Origin of the sequence: Cobetia amphilecti (genome assembly GCF_020217465.1) — a bacterium.
Lineage (GTDB): Bacteria > Pseudomonadota > Gammaproteobacteria > Pseudomonadales > Halomonadaceae > Cobetia > Cobetia amphilecti.
Window position 1 is genome coordinate 1278262 of sequence record NZ_CP084115.1, and the last position, 24236, is coordinate 1302497.

At 64.0% G+C, this 24236-nt stretch carries 20 protein-coding genes; 19 read left to right on the plus strand and 1 reads right to left on the minus strand.

Annotated elements, in window-relative coordinates; translation table 11 throughout:
- Positions 1-68 precede the first annotated feature (68 nt).
- The 19 genes from LCW13_RS05430 to LCW13_RS05520 all read left to right on the plus strand — a co-directional run bounded on the left by LCW13_RS05430 (position 69) and on the right by LCW13_RS05520 (position 23355).
- Positions 69-1874 carry an NAD(P)H-hydrate dehydratase gene (locus LCW13_RS05430; RefSeq protein WP_172978629.1) on the plus strand — a complete coding sequence of 602 codons (1806 nt, stop codon included), beginning with the start codon at positions 69-71 and terminating at the stop codon, positions 1872-1874.
- The gene (tsaE, locus tag LCW13_RS05435) at positions 1855-2340 is read left to right on the plus strand and encodes a tRNA (adenosine(37)-N6)-threonylcarbamoyltransferase complex ATPase subunit type 1 TsaE (protein WP_043335197.1); all 486 of its coding nucleotides are present in this window, start codon (positions 1855-1857) and stop codon (positions 2338-2340) included. Before LCW13_RS05430 ends, tsaE begins: the two co-directional genes overlap by 20 nt.
- Before the next feature lie 121 nt (positions 2341-2461).
- Positions 2462-3916, plus strand: coding sequence for an N-acetylmuramoyl-L-alanine amidase (locus LCW13_RS05440; protein WP_043335201.1), 1455 nt, complete (start codon positions 2462-2464; stop codon positions 3914-3916).
- A gap of 163 nt (positions 3917-4079) precedes the next feature.
- The gene (gene mutL / locus LCW13_RS05445; RefSeq protein ID WP_225347773.1) at positions 4080-6410 is read left to right on the plus strand and encodes a DNA mismatch repair endonuclease MutL; all 2331 of its coding nucleotides are present in this window, start codon (positions 4080-4082) and stop codon (positions 6408-6410) included.
- A gap of 60 nt (positions 6411-6470) precedes the next feature.
- Positions 6471-7454 (plus strand): tRNA (adenosine(37)-N6)-dimethylallyltransferase MiaA, encoded by a 984-nt coding sequence (gene miaA, locus LCW13_RS05450; protein WP_197738708.1) that lies wholly within the window; start codon positions 6471-6473, stop codon positions 7452-7454.
- Between the two features lie 114 nt (positions 7455-7568).
- A complete protein-coding gene (gene hfq, locus LCW13_RS05455) occupies positions 7569-7817 on the plus strand; it encodes an RNA chaperone Hfq (RefSeq protein ID WP_043335203.1) in 249 nt (82 codons plus the stop codon).
- Positions 7818-7832: 15 nt separating this feature from the next.
- Complete coding sequence (gene hflX, locus LCW13_RS05460; protein WP_052384759.1) at positions 7833-9203, plus strand: ribosome rescue GTPase HflX; 1371 nt, start codon at positions 7833-7835, stop codon at positions 9201-9203.
- Positions 9204-9590: 387 nt separating this feature from the next.
- A complete protein-coding gene (gene hflK / locus LCW13_RS05465) occupies positions 9591-10817 on the plus strand; it encodes an FtsH protease activity modulator HflK (protein ID WP_153635357.1) in 1227 nt (408 codons plus the stop codon).
- Positions 10817-11698 carry a protease modulator HflC gene (hflC, locus tag LCW13_RS05470; RefSeq protein WP_043335206.1) on the plus strand — a complete coding sequence of 294 codons (882 nt, stop codon included), beginning with the start codon at positions 10817-10819 and terminating at the stop codon, positions 11696-11698. Before hflK ends, hflC begins: the two co-directional genes overlap by 1 nt.
- Before the next feature lie 348 nt (positions 11699-12046).
- On the plus strand, positions 12047-13231 hold the full coding sequence (locus tag LCW13_RS05475) for an ATP phosphoribosyltransferase regulatory subunit (protein ID WP_153635358.1): 1185 nt from the start codon (positions 12047-12049) through the stop codon (positions 13229-13231).
- Positions 13232-13419: 188 nt separating this feature from the next.
- The gene (locus tag LCW13_RS05480) at positions 13420-14715 is read left to right on the plus strand and encodes an adenylosuccinate synthase (protein WP_043335209.1); all 1296 of its coding nucleotides are present in this window, start codon (positions 13420-13422) and stop codon (positions 14713-14715) included.
- 403 nt (positions 14716-15118) lie between these two features.
- Complete coding sequence (locus LCW13_RS05485) at positions 15119-15625, plus strand: SUF system Fe-S cluster assembly regulator (protein ID WP_153635359.1); 507 nt, start codon at positions 15119-15121, stop codon at positions 15623-15625.
- A gap of 119 nt (positions 15626-15744) precedes the next feature.
- Positions 15745-17187 (plus strand): Fe-S cluster assembly protein SufB, encoded by a 1443-nt coding sequence (sufB, locus tag LCW13_RS05490; protein WP_153635360.1) that lies wholly within the window; start codon positions 15745-15747, stop codon positions 17185-17187.
- Positions 17188-17261: 74 nt separating this feature from the next.
- Positions 17262-18011, plus strand: a complete 750-nt coding sequence (sufC, locus tag LCW13_RS05495) for a Fe-S cluster assembly ATPase SufC (protein ID WP_043335213.1) — start codon at positions 17262-17264, stop codon at positions 18009-18011.
- Positions 18011-19423: a Fe-S cluster assembly protein SufD gene (gene sufD / locus LCW13_RS05500; RefSeq protein ID WP_052384761.1), complete on the plus strand. Its 1413-nt coding sequence runs from the start codon at positions 18011-18013 to the stop codon at positions 19421-19423. The genes sufC and sufD overlap by 1 nt, the downstream gene beginning before the upstream one ends.
- A complete protein-coding gene (locus LCW13_RS05505) occupies positions 19420-20664 on the plus strand; it encodes a cysteine desulfurase (protein ID WP_153635361.1) in 1245 nt (414 codons plus the stop codon). The genes sufD and LCW13_RS05505 overlap by 4 nt, the downstream gene beginning before the upstream one ends.
- A gap of 166 nt (positions 20665-20830) precedes the next feature.
- Positions 20831-21406 carry a putative Fe-S cluster assembly protein SufT gene (sufT, locus tag LCW13_RS05510; protein ID WP_153635362.1) on the plus strand — a complete coding sequence of 192 codons (576 nt, stop codon included), beginning with the start codon at positions 20831-20833 and terminating at the stop codon, positions 21404-21406.
- 254 nt (positions 21407-21660) lie between these two features.
- The gene (locus LCW13_RS05515) at positions 21661-22266 is read left to right on the plus strand and encodes a YceI family protein (RefSeq protein ID WP_153635363.1); all 606 of its coding nucleotides are present in this window, start codon (positions 21661-21663) and stop codon (positions 22264-22266) included.
- 153 nt (positions 22267-22419) lie between these two features.
- On the plus strand, positions 22420-23355 hold the full coding sequence (locus LCW13_RS05520) for a SanA/YdcF family protein (protein ID WP_225347774.1): 936 nt from the start codon (positions 22420-22422) through the stop codon (positions 23353-23355).
- A 105-nt stretch (positions 23356-23460) separates the two neighbouring features.
- Here LCW13_RS05520 and LCW13_RS05525 read toward each other — a convergent pair whose 3' ends face one another.
- On the minus strand, positions 23461-23919 hold the full coding sequence (locus LCW13_RS05525; protein ID WP_043335223.1) for a hypothetical protein: 459 nt from the start codon (positions 23917-23919) through the stop codon (positions 23461-23463).
- Between the last annotated feature and the right edge of the window lie 317 nt (positions 23920-24236).

Genomic DNA, 24236 nt, shown 5'->3' on the forward strand with positions numbered 1-24236 from the left:
GCAACGAGCGTCCAGACAGGCAACGAACATCCAGTCAGGCAATGGATATCCAGACAAGGAGTGTAGGCATGACAGCGCACGAATCGACCTCTGACCAGACCTGCCCCCCGGCATCTTCGGCGACCATGACGCTGTGGCGTTCGGTCAACTGTCTGTGGCCGTTGGCGGCGCTGCGTGATCTGGAGCATTGGATGCTCGCGGAGGAGACCGTCGCCGCTGACAGTGGCCAGAGCGAGGCGCCGGTGGAGAAGCGCCTGATGGGGCGCGCCGCGCAATCGGCGTTCGATCTGCTGCGTCAGCGTTGGCCGGAGGCGCGCAGGCTGTGCGTGCTGTGTGGCGGCGGCAACAATGGCGGTGATGGCTATCTGCTGGCGCGCCTGGCATTGCTGGCGGGCTTCGAGGTGCGAGTCATCGCCTTGACGCCGGAGGATGCCTTGACCGGTGATGCGCAGCTGGCCGCGATCGCGGCGCGCGAGGCTGGTGTCGAGACGCTGGCATGGCCGAAGGCCGATGAGGAGGCGGCGGATGCGCTGCTCAAGGGCTGGCCCTTGCTGGTGGATGCGCTGACCGGCATCGGCCTGCGCGATGCGCCGCGCGGCAGTGTGGTCGAAGCCATCGAGCGCATCAATCACGCTCATCAGCAGGGCGTGCATGTCATGGCGCTGGATGTGCCCTCAGGCTTGAACGCCGCGACAGGCGCGGTCGCGGGTGTCGCCGTGGAAGCGGATGTGACGCTGACGTTTCTGGTCGACAAGCCGGGCCTGCACACCGGACGCGCCGAGCTGCACGCCGGGCACGTCAGTCTGGCGCGCCTGGGCGCGGCGCGCGTGTTGCCGGAGGTGGTCGCGCAGTCGCGAACCGCGGCCTTGCTGGCAGAGGACGCCGTGCAGCGGCTGACACCGCGCTGGCTGGAGTCCGAGCTGGTGCCGCGCTCGCCGCTGGCCCACAAGGGCGATACCGGCAGTGTGCTGGTCTTCGGCGGCGGGCCGGGGCTGGGGGGCTCGGTATTGCTGGCCAGTGAGGCGGCGGCGCGGGCCGGCGCCGGCAAGGTCGCGCTGCTGACGGCGCCCGCGCATATCAGCGCCAGCCTGACGCGCTGCCCTGAGGTCATGGCGCGCGGTCTCAATAGTGGCCCTGAGGGCAGCAACCATGATGGCTTCGCCGTGCTGGAATCACAGCTGGCACAGGCCAGTGTGACGCTGGTCGGGCCGGGCATGGGCACCGAGAGTCTCGAGAGCATGCTGTGGGGCTGGGGCGGCATGTCGCGGGTGCTGGCGGCGGGGCAGCCGCTGGTCGTCGATGCCGATGGCCTGAGCCTGCTGGCCTGGCGCGCGAGCGAAGGCGACATCATCCGTCGCGACGACTGGGTGCTGACGCCGCATCCCGGCGAGGCCGCGCGTTTGCTCGATTGCAGTGTGGCGGACGTCGAACGTGACCGGATCGCAGCCGCAAGAGCGCTTCAGCAGCGTTTCGGCGGCAGCGTGGTGCTCAAGGGCGCGGGCAGTCTGGTGGCGAGTCCTGCGGGGGGGCTCGAGGGGCCGGCGGTGGCGCTCTGCCCCTATGGCAATCCGGGCATGGCCAGTGGCGGCATGGGCGATGTGCTGGGTGGCATCATCGCGGGTCTGGCGGCGCAGGCGCTCAACGGCGGCTTCGATGCACGCCAGCCGCGTTCCTCCCAGGATGAGGCGGCGCAGGCCCGGCGAGTCACGCGCGCCATGGCGCAGGCGGCCAGGCTTGGGGTGCTGGTGCATGCCCTGGCGGCCGACCGGGCGGTACAGGAGCGTGGTGAACGTGGCCTGCTCGCGGGTGATCTGGCATCCTATATGCATTTATTGCTCAATCCACGGGCCCGAGATGCGCATACTTCTGTCTGATGAAAACGCCCAGGTTGCCTTCGGCACTCAATTGGGAAATATCCTTGCCGGCCGCGGGCTGGTGTTCCTTGAGGGTGAGCTGGGGGCGGGCAAGACGACCCTGACCCGCGGCGTGCTGCGCGCCTATGGTCACCAGGGTGCGGTCAAGAGCCCGACCTACACCCTGGTGGAGCCCTACGTGCTGCCACGGGCCGAGGGTGGCGAGTGGCACATCAACCACTTCGATCTCTACCGCCTCGCCGACCCTGAAGAGCTCGAGTTCATCGGGGGGCGCGATCTGCTCGCCGCCGACAGCCTGGCGCTGATCGAGTGGCCGAGCTGTGGTCAGGGCTTTCTGCCCACGCCGGATCTGCGCATCACGCTGTTCGTCGCCGACGAAGGACGCGAGGCCGAATTGACTGCCCTGACACCGCGAGGTGAGGGTTGGTTGGCAACACTGGCCGAGCGCCGAACCTCTCAGGCATGATGACGCCGTTCCGCTTGCGTTGTCTGGCGGCGCAGTGTCCGATCATTCGTTATCTTCATTCATGTTCTTTCTGTCTGGGTCATCCTGTCTGATGCCTGAAATAGCGTCCAAAATCCCCCGTATGCGTCTGGCGCGCAGCTTCCGTCGCTGGCTGGCGGGTGGCGTCGTCTGCTCGCTTGCCAGTCTGGTGCTGGCGCCGCAGGCGCTGGCCGCCAAGGTCGAGAACCTGCGCCTGTGGACCGCACCGGACCACACGCGGCTGGTGTTCGATCTCGACAGTGCCGCCAAGGCCAAGGTCTTCGGCCTCGACAATCCGCGCCGTCTGGTGATCGACCTTGCCGGCAGCGAAGTGGCCAGTGCCGCGGTCGAGCGCAAGTTCGCCGCGCTGAATCTCGAAGGCAGTGCCATCAAGTCGATCCGCAGCGGGCGTCAGGGGGATGCCCTGCGTGTGGTGCTCGACCTGACGCGCCCGGTCAATCCCAAGGACTTCACGCTGGCGCCGAATGCCAAGTACGGCAATCGCCTGGTGGTGGATCTCGAGTTCCCCGGCGAGTCGGCGGTCGAGAACCCCATCGACCCCATCGAGGCCCGTATCCGCGAGCAGGAACAGGCCGCGGCCAAGCGCAAGCTGAAGGGCGAGCCGGCGGAACCTGTGGTCAATACGCAGGCGGCGGCACATCCCAAGCGTGACATCATCATCGCGATCGACCCTGGCCACGGCGGGGAAGACCCGGGCGCCAGCGGCCCCAGCGGGACTCGTGAGAAGGATGTGGTGCTCAAGATCGGCAAGCGCCTCAAGCGCATGTTCGATGCCCAGCCCGGCTTCAAGGCCATCCTGACCCGCAACAGCGATTACTACATTCCGCTGCGCAAGCGCACCGAGATCGCGCGTGAGCAGAAGGCGGACTTCTTCGTCTCGATTCACGCCGATGCCTTCAACAGCCCGCGCCCGCACGGCAGCTCGGTCTTTGCGCTCTCAAGCCGCGGGGCGACGTCCGAGACCGCACGCTGGCTGGCCGCCACTGAAAACCGTGCTGACCTGATCGGGGGCGTGGATGGCAATCTCAGCCTGAATGACAAGGATGAGATGCTGCGTGGCGTCTTGCTCGACCTGACCATGACCGCAACGCTCAATGACTCGCTGGCGGCGGGTAGCGGCGTGCTGGCCAACCTCGGACGCATGAATTCCCTGCACAAGCGACAGGTGGAGCAGGCGGGCTTCGTGGTGCTCAAGTCGCCGGATATCCCCTCGCTGCTGGTGGAGACGGGCTTCATCTCCAATCCCCAGGAAGAGCGCAACCTCAACAGCGGCCCCTATCAGGAGAAGCTGGCGCGCTCGATCTTCTCGGGAATCCAGAGCCACTTCGAGCGCAATCCGCCGCCCGCGAGTCTGCTGGCATGGCAGCGCAGCCAGGCACGCGGTGGCAACGGCGGCGAATATCGCGTCAAGAGTGGCGATACGCTGTCGGAAGTGGCCCAGCGCCACAACGTGAGCATGGCGGCCCTCAAGCAGGCCAACAACATGAGTGGCGACACGGTGCGCGTGGGCCAGCTGCTCAAGATCCCGCGCAGCTGAACCTGACGTCATGAAGTCGCCCTGACCGCGCCTTGCGTTGGCGGGGCGCAGACACTGTCCGCTGATGCAGTTCCGGCATGCGTTGCTTGCCGTGGCTGGGTCGGCGGACAGTATCGTTTTCAGAGAAGCGGCGTTTTTCGCTCGTGTATCCAGGAGTCTATCGATGTCTGACGAGCTGACCGACATGCAGCCCGCTCGCCCTGGCGAGCGACGGATCCGTATCCTCAATCCGCGCCTTGCCAACCAGATCGCGGCGGGTGAGGTCGTGGAGCGGCCGGCTTCCGTTGTCAAGGAGCTGGTCGAGAACGCCATCGATGCCGGCAGCACCCGCATCGAGCTGGAGCTGGAAGGTGGCGGTGCGCGGCTGATTCGCGTGCGCGACAACGGCTGCGGCATCACCGAGGAAGACCTGCCGCTGGCGCTGTCACGGCATGCGACCAGCAAGATCGAGAGCCTGGATGATCTCGAGGGCGTGGCGAGCCTCGGTTTCCGGGGCGAGGCACTGGCCTCGATCAGTTCGGTCTCGCGGCTGGAGCTGTTCTCGAATGTCTCGGAGGAACCGGCCAATGGCTGGCGGGTGGTGGCGGAAGGGCGCGAGATGGCGCCGCGCGTCTCCCCGGCGCCGCATCCGCGTGGCACCAGCGTCGCGGTGCGTGATCTGTTCTTCAATACGCCGGCGCGCCGCAAGTTCATGCGCACCGAGAAGACCGAGTTCGGTCATGTCGAGGAAAGCTTCCGGCGGCTGGCATTGTCACGCCACGACATCGGCTGGACGCTGCGCCACAACCAGAAGGTGGTGCACCAGCTGCGCGCCGGTGAAGACACCCTGACGGTGGAGCGGCGCATCGGTGCGTTGCTGGGGCGCAACTTCCTCGAGCATGCGCTGCATCTGGATATCGAGGCCTCCGGCCTGCGCCTGTCCGGCTGGGTGGGCTTGCCGACGCACTCGCGTGCCCAGGCCGATCAGCAGTACTTCTTCGTCAATGGCCGCGTGGTGCGCGACCGCCTGGTCGCGCATGCCGTGCGTCAGGCCTATCGCGATGTGCTGTTCCATGGTCGGCATCCGGTGTTCGTGCTCTACCTGGAGCTCGACCCGACGGTGGTAGATGTCAATGTTCACCCGACCAAGCACGAAGTGCGCTTCCGGGACGGGCGCCTGGTGCATGACTTCCTGTTCTCGAGCCTGCACAAGGCGCTGGCCGAGGTGCGCCCCGGTGACAACAGCGCCGCGCCTACCGGCATCGAGGGGCAGGAGAAGGAAGAGGACCCCGGCTGGCAGCAGCAGGGCATGCGCCTTGGCCGTCAGGAACAGGATGCCCAGCCAAATGCCGCCACTGAACAGCAACCGTCATCGGCCGGTCCGCAGGCCGGGGGCGACTCGTCAGCCTCGCCAAGCGCGCCTGCAGGCCGCCCTGCGGCCCCCTGGCAGCCTTCCTCGCAGCTGCCGCCTGCCGGTGATGGTCGCTCCAGCGAACGCCTGAGTGCCGAGCGTGTGCGTCAGTTCATGGCCGGCTATCGGGCACTGCACCCCAGCGAAGATCATCTGCTCACGCCGGGTGGCGGCGCAGGCGGCGCGGGCGTGGCCAATGATCCGGCGGCGATCGCCAGTGCCGAACGTGAGGCACGGCGTGCGCCACGTGTCACGCTGGGCGAAGGTGGCCGCGAGGGTGACGGGCCAGGGCAGGGCGCAGGACAGGGCGCAGGACAGGGCAGTGCGCAGGCCGGTGTCGGGGAGTCTGCGCCCGGCTGGCGGGTCGACTCGGCGCCGGCGGGAGCGCCTTCCAGCGACGCAGGGCCTGGCATGTCGGCGCCGTCTGTCTCAGGCAGTTCGGTCTCGGGTGGTTCGGTCTCAGGCAGCTCGGCAGTGGTGATGCGTGGTCTGCCGGCCCAGAGTGACGACGATGACACGCCGCCGCTGGGCTACGCCGTGGCGCAGCTGCACGGCGTCTATATCCTGTCGCAGACCTCGCGCGGGCTGGTGATGGTCGACATGCATGCCGCTCATGAGCGCATCACCTATGAGCGCATGAAGCAGCACGTTCACGGTGGCGGCCATCTGGAGGCCCAGCCGCTGCTGGTGCCGGTGTCGCTGGCGGTCAGTTCGCGTGAGATGGGTACCTTCGAGCGCGAGTCCGAGGCGTTCACGCGTCTGGGCGTCGAGCTGGACGCTGCCGGGCCGGAAACTCTGCTGGTGCGTCAGGTGCCGGTCGTGCTCGGCAATGCCGATGTGGAGCCCCTGGTGCGCGGCATGCTGGAAGATCTCGAGCGCTATGGACGCAGTGACCGCATGGAGGCGCACATGAATGAACTGCTCGCCGACATGGCGTGTCGCGGCAGCGTGCGCGCTAACCGCCGTCTGACGATTCCGGAAATGAATGCCCTGCTGCGTGACATGGAGCGCACCGAGCGCTCCGGGCAATGCAATCATGGCCGGCCGACCTGGACCGAGCTTTCGATGCATGAGCTCGACAAGCTGTTCCTGCGCGGCCAGTAGATGACGCCCCGTGTCGTAGCGGTTCACCCCTGATTCACCTCCCAGCCCAGACAATAGGCCATGACCCAGATTCAACCCCCTGAAGATTCCCGACACCACGCGCCTGAGGTGGCTGACAAGCCGCCTGTCGTGTTGTTGATGGGGCCGACGGCCTCCGGCAAGACCGACCTCGCCATTCGCTGGCATGAGGAGCAGGGCGCGGAGCTGGTCAGTGTCGATTCGGCGCTGATCTATCGCGGCATGGATATCGGCACGGCCAAGCCGAGCGCGGCAGAGCTGGCCCGAGCGCCACACCGCCTGATCGACTTTCTCGACCCGCTGGAGAGCTATTCCGCCGCCGAGTTTCGTCGCGATGCGCTGGCGCATATCGCCGAGATCCAGTCCCGCGGCAAGATGCCGCTGCTGGTCGGCGGCACCATGATGTATTTCAAGCGTCTATTGGAAGGCGTGGCGGAGCTGCCGGCAGCGGATGCCGAGCTGCGCGCGGAGCTCGAGGCGCGTATCCAGTCCGAGGGTCTGTCGGCGCTGCATGCGCAGCTGGCGCGGCTTGATCCGGCCACGGCACAGCGCATTCGGGCCACTGACCCCCAGCGGCTGACACGCGCGCTGGAGGTCTGTCTGATCAGCGGGCGCCCGATGAGCGAGCTGCTCGCGGAGCAGCCAGAGGCGGAACTTCCGTTCCGGCCGATAGCGATCGCACTGGCGCCCCACGATAGAGCCGTGTTACATGAACGTATCGAGACGCGTTTTGATCAGATGTTGGAACAGGGCTTCATTGCCGAGGTCGAAGCGCTGAAGGCGCGTCCGGAGCTGCATGCGGGCCTGCCCTCGATACGTTGTGTCGGCTACCGTCAGGTGTGGGATTTTCTCGATGGCCATCTGAGCCGGGATGAGATGCGCGAACGCGGCATCATCGCGACGCGTCAACTCGCCAAGCGACAGTTGACCTGGTTGCGGAGCTGGCAGGGGATTCACCCGGTAGATTCCATGGGTGTAGATCCTTACAGTGAAACCTTGAAAATCGTGCGCCAGACCTGCACTTAGCGTAACATGAGCGGTCACGACCCGCGCCCGTGAAGCCCCCTCAAGAGGGCAACCCGGAGCGCTGGCGAACATAACCATACTTACCTCGAACGAGACATTTTTACGGAGAGTCACATGTCCAAAGGTCAATCACTCCAGGACCCGTACCTGAACATCCTGCGCAAGGAACGTATCCCGGTCTCGATCTTCCTGGTCAACGGCATCAAGCTGCAGGGCCAGATCGAATCCTTCGATCAGTTCGTGATCCTGCTGCGCAATACTGTCTCCCAGATGGTTTACAAGCACGCTATCTCGACCGTGGTGCCGTCGCGCAATGTGCGCCTGCCGGCCCAGGATCCGAGCGTGCCGTCCACAGAAAGCTGAAGTTAGAGGCGCTGATTGTTCTTCGAACGACCCGAAGCCGGTGAAACGGCCGTCCTGGTGCATGTCAATTTCCGGGACGAAAAAGAACGCGAGGATGCCGGTGAGCTCCTCGAACTCGTACGTTCGGCAGGCGCCGTGCCGGCGACCCTCATCGAGGGTAGCCGGCCCCGCCCCGACTCCCGTACGTTCATCGGAGAAGGCAAGCTTGAGGAAGTGCAAGAGGCCCTGGCCGTGCACGAAGCCGAGCTGGTCATTTTCAACCATTCATTGAGTCCTTCCCAGCAGCGAAACCTCGAAGCCACGCTCAAGTGTCGCGTCATCGACCGTACCGGTCTGATTCTCGACATCTTTGCCCAGCGTGCGCGGACCCATGAGGGCAAGCTGCAGGTGGAACTCGCACAGCTCGAGTACATGTCCACCCGCCTGGTGCGGGGTTGGACCCACCTTGAGCGTCAGAAAGGCGGTATCGGTCTGCGAGGCCCGGGGGAAACCCAGCTCGAGACTGACCGTCGCCTGTTGCGTGCCCGTATCAAGTCGATCCACAAGCGACTCGAGAAGGTGCACAAGCAGCGCGATCAGAACCGCCGTGCCCGTGCGCGTGCCGAGATCCCGAGCCTGTCGCTGGTCGGCTATACCAACGCCGGCAAGTCGACGCTGTTCAACGCGCTGACCACCTCCGAGGTGTACGCCGCCGATCAGCTGTTCGCGACGCTGGACCCGACGCTGCGTCGTCTGGAGCTCGAGGATGTCGGTCCGGCAGTCCTGGCCGATACCGTCGGCTTCATTCGTCATCTGCCGCACAAGCTGGTGGAAGCCTTCCAGGCGACCCTGCAGGAAGCGGCGGAAGCGGATCTGCTGGTACATGTCATCGACGCCGCAGACCCGGAGAATGACCGCAATACCGAGCAGGTCAATCACGTCCTGAGCGAGATCGATGCCGGTGATGTGCCGCGTCTGTTGGTCATGAACAAGATCGATCGACTCGACATGGCGCCGCGCATCGAGCGTGATGGCTTCGGTCGTCCGCTGGCGGTGTGGCTGTCGGCACGCGACGGCAAGGGGCTGGATCTGCTGATGCAGGCCTTCGCCGAGCTGCTGTCCGACAACGTCATCTCCATGCAGCTGACGCTGGGGCCTGCCAAGTCCCGTCTGCGGGCAGGCCTGCATGAGCTGGACGCGGTCAAGGACGAGCAATATGACGAGCAGGGCAATGCGCTGCTGGACATTCGTCTCGAGAAACGCGACTTTCTGCAGTTGTTGTCGCATCTTGGTGAATCGCCTGAAGATTATCTCGGCGGTGAACATGACGACCGCGAAGCCTGGCAGCGTGAGCTGTCCGCCGAACGCGCGGAAAAGCATCGCGTGTCGGTCACGCACAAGTCCTGATACCGTCTGGTAGCGAGACTTGCGCCGGTGCGCTGCGCTGCGCTCGACGAGAAGTGGCGCGCGACGCAGCATCGCACCGTTGTCGCATTGCAGTGGCAAGCACTACCCGGCATCCATCGCCGCGCACGAATGACGATGGATGCCCTCGCGCAGGGCCTGCCCTGCGCGTCAGAGCAGCGGGCATTCAGCAGGATTGGCTGGATGCCGTCCGACGGACGATGGTCGTCGGGCAGGGCCATGGCCTTCTCCCGCAAGGGACGCGTCGCCATGCCGTACGAGAGAATCGGTCGCCGGAGGCCATCAGGCTCAAGGCATGGAACCGGTCGCAGCTGGCAGGGCGGCGTCATCATAATGACGAGCGGAACATCGACTGAGTGGAGACGACGTATGGCTTGGAATGAGCCGGGTGGCGGCAACCAGCATGACCCGTGGAGCGGCGGTGGTCGCAACGGGGACAAGAAGGGGGGCGGGGGTAGCGGCGGTGGCAATGGTGGACCGCCCGACCTCGACGAAGCGCTGAAGAAATTCCAGGACAAGCTCAACGGCATGCTCGGCAATGGCCGCAAGCGTCGTGGCGGTGCCGGTGGCAATGGCAATGGTGGCAACGGTGGCAGCACCAATGCCTTCGCACTGCCGGGTATCATCGGTGTCATCCTGGTCGCCATCTGGGCGGCTTCCGGTTTCTATCTGGTCGATCAGTCAGAGCGTGGCGTCGTGCTGCGTTTCGGCAAGTACAACGACATCGTCGGTCCGGGCCTGCACTGGAATCCGCCGATCATCGACGATGTGCGTGAGGTCAACGTCACCAAGGTGCGTTCGCTCTCCCAGACCAAGTCGATGCTGACCCAGGACGAGAATATCGTCGAAGTCCAGATGTCCGTGCAGTATCAGGTGTCCAACCCGCGTGACTTCCTGCTCAACGTCCGTGCGCCCGAGATCAGTCTCGAGAACGCCATGGACTCTGCGCTGCGTCACGAAGTCGGCAGTGCCGACATGAACGACATCCTGACCTCCGGTCGTGAACTGCTGGCCAGCAACGTCAAGTCGCGCCTGCAGTCCTATTTGGACAACTACGGTGTCGGCCTGACGCTGCAGACCATCAACGTCGAGTCCACCTCTGCGCCGGCAGCGGTCCAGGATTCCTTCGATGACGTCATCAAGGCGCGTGAGGATCGTCAGCGCACGATCAACCAGGCACTGGCCTACGAGAACTCGATTCTCCCGGAAGCCCAGGGTCAGGCGCAGCGCATCATCGAGGAAGCCGAGGGTTACAAGGAGTCCGTGGTCGCGAAGTCCCAGGGTGAGGCCAACCGCTTCACGTCCCTGCTGACCGAGTACCAGAAGGCGCCGGAAATCATCCGCGAGCGCATGTATCTGGAAACCATGGGTGAAGTGCTCGGCAAGACCAACAAGGTGCTGGTGGATGTCGAGAACGGCAATTCTCTCATGTACCTGCCGTTGGACAAGCTGGCCAACAAGTCCAGTGCTGCCGCCGAAGACAGCAGTGGCATGAGTCGTAGTGAGCTGGACCGTGTGTCCCGACAGGCGAGTGATGCCCTGAGCCGCAGCCAGAGCACTGACAGCAGCAACAGCATCCGTCGGGAGGGTCGTTAATGATCAACAATCGCTCACTGATGGCCGTCGCCGGTCTGGCCGTAGTGGCCTGGCTTGGTAGCAACAGCCTCTACACGGTTGATGAGACCCAGCGCGCCATCAAGCTCAAGTTTGGTGAAGTGGTGGAAGACAACATCCAGCCCGGTCTGCACTTCAAGCTGCCGGTCTACAACACGATCCGTACCTTCGATACGCGCGTGTTGACGCTGGATGCCCAGGCAAGCCGTTATCTGACCCGCGAGAAGAAGGCCGTCATCGTCGACTCCTTCGTCAAGTGGAAGATCGTCGATCCGAAGCGCTACTACGAAGCGACTTCCGGCGACGAGCAGATGGCCGAGCGCCTGATCGCGCCGCGTGTCGACGAGAGTCTGCGTAACGAGTTCGGCAAGCTCGAGCTGGTGCAGATCATCTCCGAGCAGCGTGACGCGCTGATGAAGAAGCCCACCGAAGAGCTCGACGAGGTGATGCGCAAGGAACTGGGGGTGTCGATTCTCGATATCCGCGTCAAGCGTATCGACCTGCCGGACGAAGTCTCCCAGGCGGTCTACGAGCGCATGAAGACCGAGCGTCAGCGTGAGGCACGTGAGTATCGTGCCCAGGGTCAGGAGCAGGCCGAGAAGATTCAGGCCAATGCCGATCGTCGCCGTTCCGTTCTGCTCGCGCAGGCCGAAGAACAGGCGCAGACCCTGCGCGGTGAGGGCGATGCCTCCGCCGCTGCCATCTATGCCGGTGCCTACGGGGCGGATACCGAGTTCTTCCGCTTCTACCGCTCACTGCAGGCCTATCGCGACAGCTTCAAGGGCGATGGCAACATGATGGTCATGCAGCCGGACAGCGAGTTCTTCCGCTTCTTCAAGGACCCGCAGGGTGGCAGCAAGTAAGCAGCATCACTCAGCCCGAAGGCTTGCTTTCGGGGATGTTGCGCGCGGCCTCTGGCAGCATCAGAGGCCGCGCAGTGGATGAACGTCGCTCGAGAGGTCCGCGGGGTTCATCCCACAAGGATTCATGCTAGACTCCTGCAACCGGGCACCGCCCGGTTTTTTTGTGGCCGCTTTTCATGCACAGGCGCAAGGCCGACAGGAAAGCGTCGAGCAGGACCTTGCTTCACGGGTCTCGGTCGGCTGCTGTGAAATCCCCCGCAGGCGTCGCGTTCGTCACGCACGCCAGCCGGGTGAATTTCCTCGCGTCACGAGTCACCCCTTGTCATAAATCTCTCGCAGGATAGCGCAATGACCATCGCAGATCGCTGGCTCCTCCCGGATGGCATGGATGAGGTATTGCCCCCTCAGGCAACCCGTATGGAGGCGCTGCGCCGCGCGCTGCTCGACCTCTATCATCGCTTCGGCTATGACCTGGTGCTGCCGCCGCCCGTCGAATTTCTCGATTCGCTGCTGACCGGCACCGGTACCGAGCTTGATCTGCAGACCTTCAAGCTGACCGACCAGATGACCGGTCGCATGATGGGCGCCAGCGCCGACGTCACCCCGCAGGTGGCGCGCATGGACGCTCACTCCCTGCACCGCGAAGGCCCGGTACGTCTGTGCTACTGCGCCAACGTGCTGCGCACCAAGGCGGACAAGCACCAGGGCGGTCGCAGCCCGGTGCAGGTCGGTGCTGAGCTGTTCGGTCACGCCGGCCTCGAGGCCGACCACGAGATCCTGCACCTGGCACTGACCAGTCTCGAGCAGGCCGGCGCCGGTGAATTGCACCTGGCACTGGGCCATATCGGCATCTATCGTGCCTTGATCGCCGAAGCCGGCATGAATGACGAGTACGAGCGTGAACTGTTCGCCGCCATCGAGCGTAAACAGTATTCCGCTCTCGATGCATTGATCGATCGCGTGGTGGGGGACAAGGTAGTGGCGGGCATGCTCAAGGCGCTGCCGCACCTGCACGGTGATGACGAGATTCTTGCCCAGGCGCGTACCGCCTTCGCCGGCGCACCGGCGGCAGTCGCCAGCGCTCTGGATCAGCTGACGGCGCTGAGCTGCGCGGTCCGCGAGCGTCATCCGCAGGTCACGCTCTATTTCGATCTCGCCGAACTGCGCGGTTACGAGTATCACACCGGCATGGTGTTCGCGGCCTACGTCCCGGGATACGGTCAGGCGCTGGCCAAGGGTGGTCGCTACGACGATACTGGACGTGCCTTCGGTCGTGCGCGTCCTGCCACCGGCTTCTCGATGGACCTCAAGCAGCTGGCCTCGCTGGCCGTGCAGGCCCCGGCCTGCGACGGCATCTGGGCGCCGGCACTCAACGACAGCGCGCTGCGTGAGTGTGTCGATCAGCTGCGTGCCGCTGGCGAGCGTGTCATCGAAGCGCTGCCGGGCCAGACCACCGGCGCGGATGCACACCGTTGCAATCGTGAGCTGGTCAATGGCGACGGCGGCTGGCAGGTCGTCACACTCGATGCCTGAGCTTGTATGACTGAGCTTGTATGACTGAGCTTGAATGGTTGAGCTTCGGTGATCCGAGAGCGATGGCAGCGAGTGACAGATAGCAGAACAGCTGGGGCCACTGGGTCCCGAGGTGCAGCTGCCGACAGGGCAGCTGCACTTGTGAGTGGGTTTTCACCGACGGTTATTCACCGAAAGAGATAGGAACCATGGGCAAGAATGTAGTCGTGCTCGGCACCCAATGGGGTGATGAAGGCAAGGGCAAGGTCGTCGACCTGCTGACCGAATCCGCCAGCGCCGTCGTGCGTTTCCAGGGTGGCCACAACGCGGGTCACACCCTGGTGCTGGACGGCAAGAAGACCGTCCTCCACCTGATCCCGTCCGGCATCCTCCACCCGGGCAAGACCTGCGTCATCGGCAACGGTGTCGTGCTGTCTCCGGAAGCGCTGATCAAGGAAATCCGCGAGCTTGAAGCCAACGACGTGCCGGTGCGTGATCGCCTGCGACTGTCGCCGGCCTGCCCGCTGATCCTGTCCTACCACGTGCGTCTGGACCAGGCGCGCGAGAAGGCCCGTGGCGTCGCCAAGATCGGTACTACCGGTCGCGGCATCGGTCCGGCCTACGAAGACAAGGTCGCGCGTCGTGGTCTGCGTCTGGGTGACATGCTCCACCGTGAGCGTTTTGCCTCCAAGCTGGGCGAAGTGCTGGATTACCACAACTTCGTGCTGCAGCACTATCACGGTGAAGCGCCGGTCGACTTCCAGCAGGTGCTGGACGAAGCCATGGAAATGGCCGAAGAGCTGCGCCCGATGGTCTGCGACACCGTGGATCTGGTCCACTCCGTGCGCAAGGCCAACGAGAACATCCTCTTCGAAGGTGCTCAGGGCTCACTGCTCGACATCGACCACGGTACCTACCCGTACGTCACCAGCTCCAACACCACTGCCGGCGGCACCGCCACCGGTTCCGGCGTCGGCCCGCTGTATCTCGACTACGTGCTGGGCATCACCAAGGCCTACACCACGCGTGTCGGCTCCGGTCCGTTCCCGACCGAGCTGTTCGATGAGTTCGGCCGTCACCTGGCCGAGCGTGGCCACGAATTCGGTGCCACCACCGGTCGTGCGCGTCGTTGTGGTTGGTTCGATGCCGTCGCTCTGCGTCACGCCGTGCAGATCAACTCGGTCAGCGGCATCTGCCTGACCAAGCTGGACGTGCTGGATGGTCTCGAGAACATCCGTGTCTGCATCGGCTATCGCAGCAAGGATGGCGACGTGCTGGACAACCCGGTGGATTCCGAAGGCTACGAAGCCATCGAACCGCTGTACCAGGACCTGCCGGGCTGGAGCGATTCCACCATCGGCGTGCGCGAAGTCGACAAGCTGCCGGCCAACGCCCGCGCTTACATCAGCTTCCTGGAAGAGCAGGTCGGCGTGCCGATCGACATCATCTCCACTGGCCCGGACCGCAACGAGACCATCGTGCTGCGCAACCCGTTCCACGGCTGATCATCACGCATGGCTCACATGAGCCTTGCATGACGGCATGATGGCGTGACCAAGACACCCCGTCGGGAATTCCCCGGCGGGGTGTCTTGCGTTGTGGAGGGGCGCGCGTTGTAGAGATGACTTGTGTTGCAGGTAGGGCTTGCGTTGTAGAGAGGGTGGGGCTGCCGTCATCGCTTACCTGGCGCGCACGGGATTGTTGTACAGGGCACCTGGTCCCTAGGGCAGGGCTGGTAGATATTTTAAATGGGAATGATTGTTATTTTTGTTGTGATCGGCGGCTATCTTGTCGGCAAACTGGTTGCCCAGGTCGCAATTCGACGTTTTCGGTGGGGTCCCCGCTTCACATCGTTCTGATACAGGACTAAAATGGTCCCCAATTAATCTTCCCGTGGTGGAGGCCAGCATGCTGAAGCTTTCCAAGATGACCGATTATGCCGCTGTCGTGATGGCGCGCATCGCCCGCGAGCCGGACTCGGCCCATGCGGCGATCGATCTGGCCGAAAGCGTGCAGCTGCCGCATCCCACCGTGAGCAAGACGCTCAAGGCGCTGGTGCGGGCAGGGCTGCTTGAGTCGCGGCGCGGCGCGCTGGGCGGTTATCGCCTGGCACGCCCGGCCAGCCAGATCACGGCCAGCGACATCATCAGCGCCATCGAAGGCCCGGTGGCCGTGACCGAGTGCAGCCACGCCGACGGCGATTGCGAGCTGGTCAACACCTGCGGGGTGGCCGACAACTGGCAGCGCGTCTCGTACGCCATCAGTGAGCTGCTGGGCAGCGTGACGCTGGCGCATCTGGCGTCATCCGCGCCACTGCGCATGCCGGTGCAACTGCCGATTCAGGCCATCAGCCTGTACGGGGATGACGAACCGCCCCCCATGGCCACGGCAGCCGACAGCACCGGTAAACGCTGAATCCGTTGCCGCGCGACACACGTCGCCGTGGCAACACGAACATTCGAACTTCGCTGCGATTCGGGCGGGGTGATCAGGCATCTGAACAGACCCGGAGCTCTCCGGGAGAGGAGACCAGCATGGCGAGCCAGGAGATGGAGCAGCTTGTACAGCGCGAGTACAAGCAGGGCTTCGTGACCGATATCGAGAGCGACACCATTCCGCCGGGACTGGATGAAAGCGTGATTCGCTTCATCTCGGCCAAGAAGGGTGAGCCGGAGTGGATGCTGGAGTGGCGTCTGGATGCGTATCAGCAGTGGCTGAAGATGAAGGCGCCGTCCTGGGCCCACCTGGATTATCCGGAGATCGACTACCAGGCGATTTCCTACTTCAGCGCGCCGAAGAAGCCGGAAGACCGCCCGCAGAGTCTGGACGAGGTCGACCCCAAGCTACTCGAGACCTACGAGAAGCTGGGTATCCCGCTGCACGAACGTGCCGCACTGGCCGGTGTCGCGGTCGACGCGGTCTTCGACTCCGTGTCTGTGACCACCACCTTCAAGAAGGAGCTGTCCGAGGCGGGCGTCATCTTCTGCTCCATCTCGGAAGCCATCCAGGACTACCCGGAGCTGATCAAGCAGTATCTCGGTACCGTGGTGCCCAAGGCAGACAACTACTTCACCGCGCTGAACGCGGCCGTCTTCACCGATGGCTCCTTCGTGTTCGTGCCGGAAGGCGTCACCTGCCCGATGGAGCTTTCCACCTACTTCCGCATCAACGCCGCCAACACCGGCCAGTTCGAGCGCACCCTGATCATCTGCGAGAAGCAGGCTCAGGTCTCGTATCTGGAAGGCTGTACCGCGCCGCAGCGTGATGACAACCAGCTGCACGCCGCCGTGGTCGAGCTGGTGGCACTGGAAGACGCCTACATCAAGTACTCCACCGTCCAGAACTGGTATCCGGGCGATGAAGATGGCAAGGGCGGCATCTACAACTTCGTCACCAAGCGTGCCGACTGCCGTGGTGACCGCTCCAAGGTCTCCTGGACCCAGGTCGAGACCGGCTCCGCGATCACCTGGAAGTACCCGTCGTGCATCCTGCGCGGCAAGCACAGTGTCGGGGAGTTCTACTCCGTCGCCGTCACCAATGGCCGTCAGCAGGCGGACACCGGTACCAAGATGATCCACATCGGTGAGGGCACCAAGTCCACCATCGTCTCCAAGGGCATCTCGGCCGGTAATTCCGAGCAGTCCTATCGTGGTCTGGTCAAGATCGGCCCGCGGGCCAAGGGCGCGCGCAACTTCACCCAGTGTGACTCGTTGTTGATCGGCGACCGCTGTGGCGCGCACACCTTCCCGTATCAGGAAATCGGCAACGCGACGGCCACCGTCGAGCACGAGGCGACGACCTCCAAGATCGGCGAAGATCAGCTGTTCTACTGCCGTCAGCGCGGCATCAGCGAGGAAGATGCGGTCAACATGATCGTCAATGGCTTCTGCAAGGACGTCTTCCAGGAGCTGCCGATGGAGTTCGCCGTCGAGGCCGAGGCGCTGCTCAACGTCACCCTTGAAGGCGCCGTCGGCTGATCCCGCCGTCCCTTTCGCATTCACCCCATTCTTGAAGGCCGCTCGCGGGCGGCCTGTCAGCAAAAGGTATCAACATGCTCGTAGTCAAAGATCTGCACGTTTCGGTGGAAGGCAAGGAAATCCTCAAGGGTCTCGATCTGACCATCAACAAGGGTGAAGTCCACGCCATCATGGGGCCGAACGGCGCAGGCAAGTCCACGCTGTCTTCCGTGATCGCCGGCAAGGACGGCTATGAAGTGACCTCGGGCACCATTACCTATGAAGGTGAGGATGTGCTGGAGATGGAAGTCGAAGAGCGTGCGCGTGCCGGCATGCTGCTGGGCTTCCAGTACCCGGTGGAAATCCCGGGGGTCAAGAACGTCTACCTGCTCAAGGCGGCGCTGAATGCCAAGCGTGAAGCCGAAGGCCTGGGCGAGATTCCGGCCCCGGAATTCATGAAGCTGATCCGCGAGAAACTGGCCTTCATGCAGATGGACGCCAGCTTCCTGCAGCGCGCCGTCAACGAAGGCTTCTCCGGCGGTGAGAAGAAGCGCAACGAGATCCTGCAGATGCTGGTGCTGGAACCGAAGCTCGCCATGCTCGACGAGATCGACTCCGGCCTCGACATCGATGCCCTCAAGGTCGTCGCCAAGGGCGTCAACTCGCTGCGCAACGAAGACCGCGCCGTGCTGATGGTCACCCACTACCAGCGTCTGCTCGAGCACATCGTGCCGGACCAGATCCACGTGCTGATGGATGGCCGCATCGTCAAGTCCGGCGACAAGTCGCTGGCACTCGAACTCGAAGCCCAGGGCTATGACTGGCTGCAGGAGGAAACCGCGTAATGACAGCACTTGCTACCGCGTCCGTCCCCGGCAGCGAAGCCTTCGCCAGCGAATTCGCTGCCCGCAAGGCCCGCTTTGCGGCTGACCCGAGCTGGATGGCCGCCCGCCGTCAGGCCGGCATCGCCCGCTTTGAAGCCCTCGGCCTGCCGACCCGCAAGGTCGAGGCCTGGAAGTACACCGACACCCAGGCACTGGGTCGTCAGCAATATCGTCTCGCCGACGATGCAAGCCTCGCGCCGGCCGTGAAGGATGCGCTGGCTCTCGACGTCGACGCCTACCGTCTGGTGTTCGTCGATGGCCTCTACAATGCCGAGCTGTCCGATGTGGCAGGCCTGCCCGACACCGTGCGTGTCGTGCCGCTGTCTGACGCCATCGTCAATCAGCCGGAAGTCATCGGCGGCTCGCTGAACCGCCTGACCGGCATCGACTTCACGCCGTTCGTGGCGCTGAACTCCGCCTTCACCGAAGAGGGTGCGGTGATTCAGGTCGGCCCGCGCACGGTGCTCGACAAGCCGGTCTACGTGCTGTTCCTGTCGCGTGCCGCCGTCGAAGGCCAGCCCGTGACCATGAGCCACCCGCGTCTGCTGGTGCAGCTGGGCAGCCGCGCTGAAGCCAGCGTGATCGAGCATCACATCGGTGAGAGCGGCGCGACCAACTTCACCAACATGGTCAGCGAAGTGATGCTGGAGCGCGGCGCCGTGCTCAATCACTACAAGCTGGGCGAAGCCGCCACCGGCGAGACGCATATCGCCTCGCTGCAGGTCGAGCAGCCGCGTGACAGCCAGTATCGCTCCATCAACCTGAACACCGGTGGTGGTTTGGTGCGCAACGACATCGTCTGCGACCTGAACGGCAACAACGCCCATGCACGCCTCGATGGCCTGTTCTTCGGTCGTGATCGCCAGCACGTGGACACCCACTCGCTGGTCAATCACAACGAGGCACTGACGTTCTCCGACGAGAACTACAAGGGCATCCTGGCCGACCGCGCCCGCGGCGTCTTCAATGGCCGCGTGCTGGTCAAGCGCGACAGCCAGCAGATCGAGGCGCATCAGAACAACGCCAACCTGCTGCTGTCGGACCGCGCCGAGATCAACACCAAGCCGGAACTCGAGATCTACGCCGACGACGTCAAGTGCTCCCACGGCACCACGACCGGTCAGCTCGACGAGACCGCCGTGTTCGCGCTGCGCGCCCGTGGCATCGATGAGCAGACCGCCCGTGGCCTTTTGACCCTGGCCTTCGCCAACGAAGTCATGACCGGTCTGGGCATCGACGCCATCGCCGAGCGCATCGAGCGCAGTGTCGCGGGACGCCTGCCGTCACGCTTCCACCTCGATGAGCTGGTCGATCTCAGCGTCGAGCTGGGCGGTGGCGCCGTGGCGGTGGCACGTGATGAGGACTTTGCATGAGCGCACTCGACAACCTGATGCTCGACGTCGTGCGGGTACGCGAGGATTTTCCGATCCTCGAGCGTCGCGTGCATGGTGATGTGCCGCTGATCTATCTGGACAGCGCCGCCACCAGTCAGACGCCGACCGCCGTCATCGACGCGATGAGCGACTACTACCGCAAGACCAATGCCAACATCCACCGTGGCCTGCATACCCTGGCGGATGAGGCGACGGCGGCCTTCGAAGGTACGCGTGAGAAGGTGCGCAGCTTCATCAATGCGCGTCTGACGCGGGAAGTCATCTTCACGCGTGGCACCACCGAGGCGATCAATCTGGTCGCCAACAGCTGGGGAGCCAACTGGCTGAATGCCGGCGATGAAGTGCTGATCTCGGTGATGGAGCATCACGCCAACATCGTGCCGTGGCAGCTTCTGGCCGAGCGTCTCGACATCGTCATCAAGGTCATCCCGTGTGACGACGATGGCGTGCTCGACATGGCGGCTTACCGCGACCTGCTGGGCGAGAAGACACGCCTGGTCTGCGTCAATCAGGTTTCCAACGCCCTGGGCAGCATCAACCCGGTGGCCGAGATGGCGACGCTGGCGCACGCTCACGACGCGCTGATTCTGGTCGATGGCGCCCAGGCGGTGCCGCATCAGCAGGTCGATGTGCGCGAGATCGATGCTGACTTCTATGTCTTCTCGGGCCACAAGATGTACGGCCCGACCGGCATCGGTGTGCTCTACGGCAAGGAAGCGCTGCTGGAGGCGATGCCGCCGTGGCAGGGTGGCGGTGAGATGATCCGCACGGTGTCGTTCGAGAATGGCACCCTGTTCGCGGACCTGCCGCACAAGTTCGAGGCCGGCACGCCGCCCATCGCCGAGGTCATCGGGCTGGGCAAGGCCATCGACTGGCTGGACTGCACCCACATGGCGCTGATCACGCGCTGGGAACAGCAGCTGATGCGCCATGCCAGCGAGCGCATGCGCGAAGTGGACGGCCTGCGCATCATCGGCAACTCGCCTGACAAGGCAGGCGCGATCTCCTTCGTGGTCGATGGTGCCCACGCCCAGGATATCGGTCTGCTGATCGACCAGCTGGGGGTCGCCATCCGTACCGGCCACCACTGCGCGCAGCCGGTGCTGCGTCGCTTCGGTGTCGATGCCACCTGTCGGGCCTCCTTCGCGGCCTACAACACGCCGGAAGAGATCGACATGTTCGTCGATGCCCTGCAGCGTGTGCTGACCATGGTGCGCTGAGCACCACCCTGCGGTGGCCCTGACGGGCGCTGATCAATGAGGCTCGCGCATGGCGGGCCTCATTGGTATCGGCACTTGCCAGGGGATGTTGTCACCCGCACGTCTTGAGTGAACCAACAGAATTCACGAGCCGCATGCCTGTCATGCGGCTCGGCAAGGAGAGGGCATGAGCCACACTGAAGACCAGCTGGCCAGCCTCGGCAAGGGCCAGAAGATGCCGTTGCAGCGGGACGTGGAGGGCATCTCGGTACCGTTCGGCAAGTCGGTGACCCTGCACGAGGACTCGGTGGTCGAAGTCATGCAGGCCAAGGGCAGCACCGTCAGCGTCGCCTTCGAGGGTCGCATGTACCTGATCGAGAGCTTCAGCCTCGATGCGCTGGGGCTGGACGCCGTGCCGCGTCCGCATCTGCCTGCCGGCCAGAGCGATGCCGACATCGAGGCCTTCGTCTGGGCCCAGCTGCGCACCTGCTTCGACCCCGAGATCCCGGTCGACATCGTCGAGCTGGGGCTGGTCTATGGCTGTCGTATCGACACCCTGATCAGCGGCGAGAAGATGGTCAATCTCAAGATGACGTTGACCGCGCCGGGCTGCGGCATGGGCAACGTGATCGCCGAGGACGCCAAGCGCAAGATTCTTGGCGCCGAGGATGTCTCCAAGGTCCATGTCGAGATCGTGTTCTCGCCTGCCTGGTCGCGCGAGATGATGAGTGAGGATGCCCGCCTGGAACTGGGCATGTTCTGAACATCATCAGCGCCCCTTAGTCGTCTGCTGTTGTCGCCCTTTATTGTCTGCGGCCCCCTGGAGGCCTTGCATGGCCGTCAGTCGCAGTAACACTTGGGCGAGATGCAGCAAACGCAACCGGATGGGCGGGAACCTCTCGTCCATCCGGCTATCCAATTCACGTTGCTGAGCGTCCGGGCAAGTTGCTGCCTCGGGCCGCGTCGGCACGTCCGTTTGACGGTTTCCGTATCACCTGCCTCAAGGAAGACTCCCCAATGCGATTCCAGACTGCGCTGCGCACCCTGACCGCCACCCTGATCCTGAGCACCGCTGCCAGCGCGCAGGCCGCCTGGAAGCTGGATGGCGATGTGTCACAGCTGAGCTTCCAGACCACCAAGATGGCCAAGTCGGGCGCCAGCACCGTCGAGACGGATGCTTTCACCTCCTGGCGGGCGCGCGTCAATGACGCCGGTCAGCTGTCGGTGGAGATCGACCTCGACTCCGCCAGTACCGGCATTGACATTCGTGACCAGCGCGTCAGCGAGAAGCTGTTCGAGTCCGGCACCTATCCGTTGGCCGTGATGACCGCCAGTCTCGACATGCCGACCCTCAAGGTGATGGAGCCGGGTGATACTCAGAAAGTGGATGTCGAAGGCCAGCTGACGCTGCACGACAACACCCAGAACCTGCCGATGAGCCTGCAGGTGACACGCCTGCGTGGCGATCGCTGGCTGGTGCAGACCCTCACGCCTGTGATGGTCGACGCTGAGCAGTTCGCGCTGGTTGATGGCATTCGCACCCTGCGTGACCTGGCCGGGCTTGGCAACATCGCGACCCAGGTGCCAGTCAACGTCAAGGCCGTGATGGTGCAGGAAGACTGAGCGGAGTCACCCGCATGCGTGGCCGGGGAACAGTCAGTGCTGGCAGAGCCTCGGCCGCTTGGGTAGGCTGGGCGCTCATGCCTGCACGATGTGACGGTAACGGCAGGAAAGACAGGCAGGGATGGGCGTGAGGAAGAGATGCAGCGAGTGATCATGCGGGCTGGCTGGACCATCGTCGGTCTGCTGGCCGCCGGTGCAATGACGGTGGTCGGGCTCAACCTCTGGGTCGTGATGGCAACGCACGATCGCATTGCCACGTCACCGCTGACCTGTCAGAGCCGTGAGGTGGGGATCGTGTTCGGCACCTCCCACGGCCTGGTGGGCGGGGGCAGCAATCCGCACTATCAGGCGCGCCTCGATACCGCCGCCCAGCTCTACCGCCTGCGCCGCGTTTCCAACCTGCTGCTCTCGGGAGACAACCGCACGCGTTACTACAATGAGCCGATGACCATGTGGCGTGATCTGCGAGCACGCAACGTGCCGCAGGAGTTCATGACGCTCGATTACGCGGGCTTCTCCACCTTCGATACCCTCGTGCGAGCGCACAAGGTCTTCGGTGTCGACGAGGCGGTGCTGGTCACCCAGCCGTGGCACCTGCCGCGCGCGCTGTTCATCGCCGATGCACTGGGTCTGGAGGCGGTGGGCTGTCCGGCCATCTCCGAGCGCCAGCCGCCGGGGCTCAAGCTGATGCTGCGCGAGTGGCTGGCCCGTGCGGCGACAGTGGGTGATCTCTACCTGTGGGGGCGCAAGCCGCGCTTCCTCGGGCCGCAGGAGTCGCTGCCGACGCCGGTGTTGTCATCGCACTCATCATCGCATCCCTCATCATCTCACTCCTCAGACAAGCACGTGATGTCGACGCGAGAGGACTCCGTGACAGCCGGAGCAGGGCAGCAGGCCGCTCCCAATCGTGATGTGGCGGATGGAGTGGAAGTGGCGGATGGAGTGGATGTGACGGATAAAGAGAATGCTGCCGACACGCCGGACCCGCATGCCCTCGCGCGTCAGGCGCAGGCAAGCCTGCTGGCCAGTCTGCCCGGAGTGAAGCAGGCATTGCTCCAGTGGCTGCCTGTCAGGTCTGATACGAACTAGCCGCGCATTGGCCTCGTCAGACGCACAAGGTCAACACGAAAACGCCCCGCACTTCCTTTGGAAGGCGGGGCGTCTTGCGTTCACGGCCTGGCGGCGGGCAGGTGGCTAGCCGGCGCGGCGGCGGGCGGCCTGACCTGTCTGGTGACGGTACAGCTCGCGGATCAGATGGCGGCAGTTGTGGAAGATGCCTTCCAGTACCTTTTCCATGCTGTCAGGCAGTGGATGCGTGAAGGCGGTCGAGCAGGCCTGCATCAGGACGCGTTCCTGTTCGAGCAACTCGTTGATCAGCACCTGATTGTCATTGCCGACGATGCTCTTCAGGCGACTCCATAGCCACATGTAGTCATCGCGCTCGACATCGGCGTCGCGCGGCATCAGGCTCAGATGCTTGCGTGTCTCGACTTCCAGGGCCTGTTTGAGCTCGACACGGCTCGCATAGAAGGGCTCGAAGGCCTTCAGGAGCGCGGGACGCAGCCGTTCGGCGTTATCCTCGAAATAATCAAGACTGTCTGCCAGGGCTTCCTGGACGCTATCCATCGCCACCTGGCGATTGTCGAGAAACATGGGCGGTCACCTCCTCCGTCAGAAGAGATTGTGCGGGTGAAAACAGTGTTTTTCTACCCCTGAAGGGCAGAAAGTCAGGATATTTATTCCCGCACTGTCAATCCCTGCAGTTTACGACAATACAATGACGTTCTGGTGACGATCATCGTTGCCTTTCAGGCGCTGGCCTTGCCCTGTTTCCATCGCTCACGCTTGTGCACGCGCGGCCATCTGACCCAGAGACGCCAAGGGTGCAGTCATGACGACCTGCACCCTTGATCAAGCGTTGCGCGCAATGCTCTCAGGCTTCAGCGCTAAGGCTCAAGCCCTCAGCCCTC

Bases quoted from the DNA above. Each gene is read 5' to 3' on its own strand.
- sufB (WP_153635360.1), top strand. From the start codon at position 15,745: ATGGCGAGCCAGGAGATGGAGCAGCTTGTACAGCGCGAGTACAAGCAG.
- hflC (WP_043335206.1), top strand. From the start codon at position 10,817: ATGATCAACAATCGCTCACTGATGGCCGTCGCCGGTCTGGCCGTAGTG.
- LCW13_RS05475 (WP_153635358.1), top strand. From the start codon at position 12,047: ATGACCATCGCAGATCGCTGGCTCCTCCCGGATGGCATGGATGAGGTA.
- LCW13_RS05485 (WP_153635359.1), top strand. From the start codon at position 15,119: ATGCTGAAGCTTTCCAAGATGACCGATTATGCCGCTGTCGTGATGGCG.
- hflK (WP_153635357.1), top strand. From the start codon at position 9,591: ATGGCTTGGAATGAGCCGGGTGGCGGCAACCAGCATGACCCGTGGAGC.
- LCW13_RS05515 (WP_153635363.1), top strand. From the start codon at position 21,661: ATGCGATTCCAGACTGCGCTGCGCACCCTGACCGCCACCCTGATCCTG.
- LCW13_RS05525 (WP_043335223.1), bottom strand. From the start codon at position 23,919: ATGTTTCTCGACAATCGCCAGGTGGCGATGGATAGCGTCCAGGAAGCC.
- LCW13_RS05480 (WP_043335209.1), top strand. From the start codon at position 13,420: ATGGGCAAGAATGTAGTCGTGCTCGGCACCCAATGGGGTGATGAAGGC.
- tsaE (WP_043335197.1), top strand. From the start codon at position 1,855: ATGCGCATACTTCTGTCTGATGAAAACGCCCAGGTTGCCTTCGGCACT.
- miaA (WP_197738708.1), top strand. From the start codon at position 6,471: ATGACCCAGATTCAACCCCCTGAAGATTCCCGACACCACGCGCCTGAG.
- LCW13_RS05440 (WP_043335201.1), top strand. From the start codon at position 2,462: ATGCGTCTGGCGCGCAGCTTCCGTCGCTGGCTGGCGGGTGGCGTCGTC.
- hfq (WP_043335203.1), top strand. From the start codon at position 7,569: ATGTCCAAAGGTCAATCACTCCAGGACCCGTACCTGAACATCCTGCGC.
- sufT (WP_153635362.1), top strand. From the start codon at position 20,831: ATGAGCCACACTGAAGACCAGCTGGCCAGCCTCGGCAAGGGCCAGAAG.
- LCW13_RS05430 (WP_172978629.1), top strand. From the start codon at position 69: ATGACAGCGCACGAATCGACCTCTGACCAGACCTGCCCCCCGGCATCT.
- LCW13_RS05505 (WP_153635361.1), top strand. From the start codon at position 19,420: ATGAGCGCACTCGACAACCTGATGCTCGACGTCGTGCGGGTACGCGAG.
- sufD (WP_052384761.1), top strand. From the start codon at position 18,011: ATGACAGCACTTGCTACCGCGTCCGTCCCCGGCAGCGAAGCCTTCGCC.
- mutL (WP_225347773.1), top strand. From the start codon at position 4,080: ATGTCTGACGAGCTGACCGACATGCAGCCCGCTCGCCCTGGCGAGCGA.
- LCW13_RS05520 (WP_225347774.1), top strand. From the start codon at position 22,420: ATGCGGGCTGGCTGGACCATCGTCGGTCTGCTGGCCGCCGGTGCAATG.
- sufC (WP_043335213.1), top strand. From the start codon at position 17,262: ATGCTCGTAGTCAAAGATCTGCACGTTTCGGTGGAAGGCAAGGAAATC.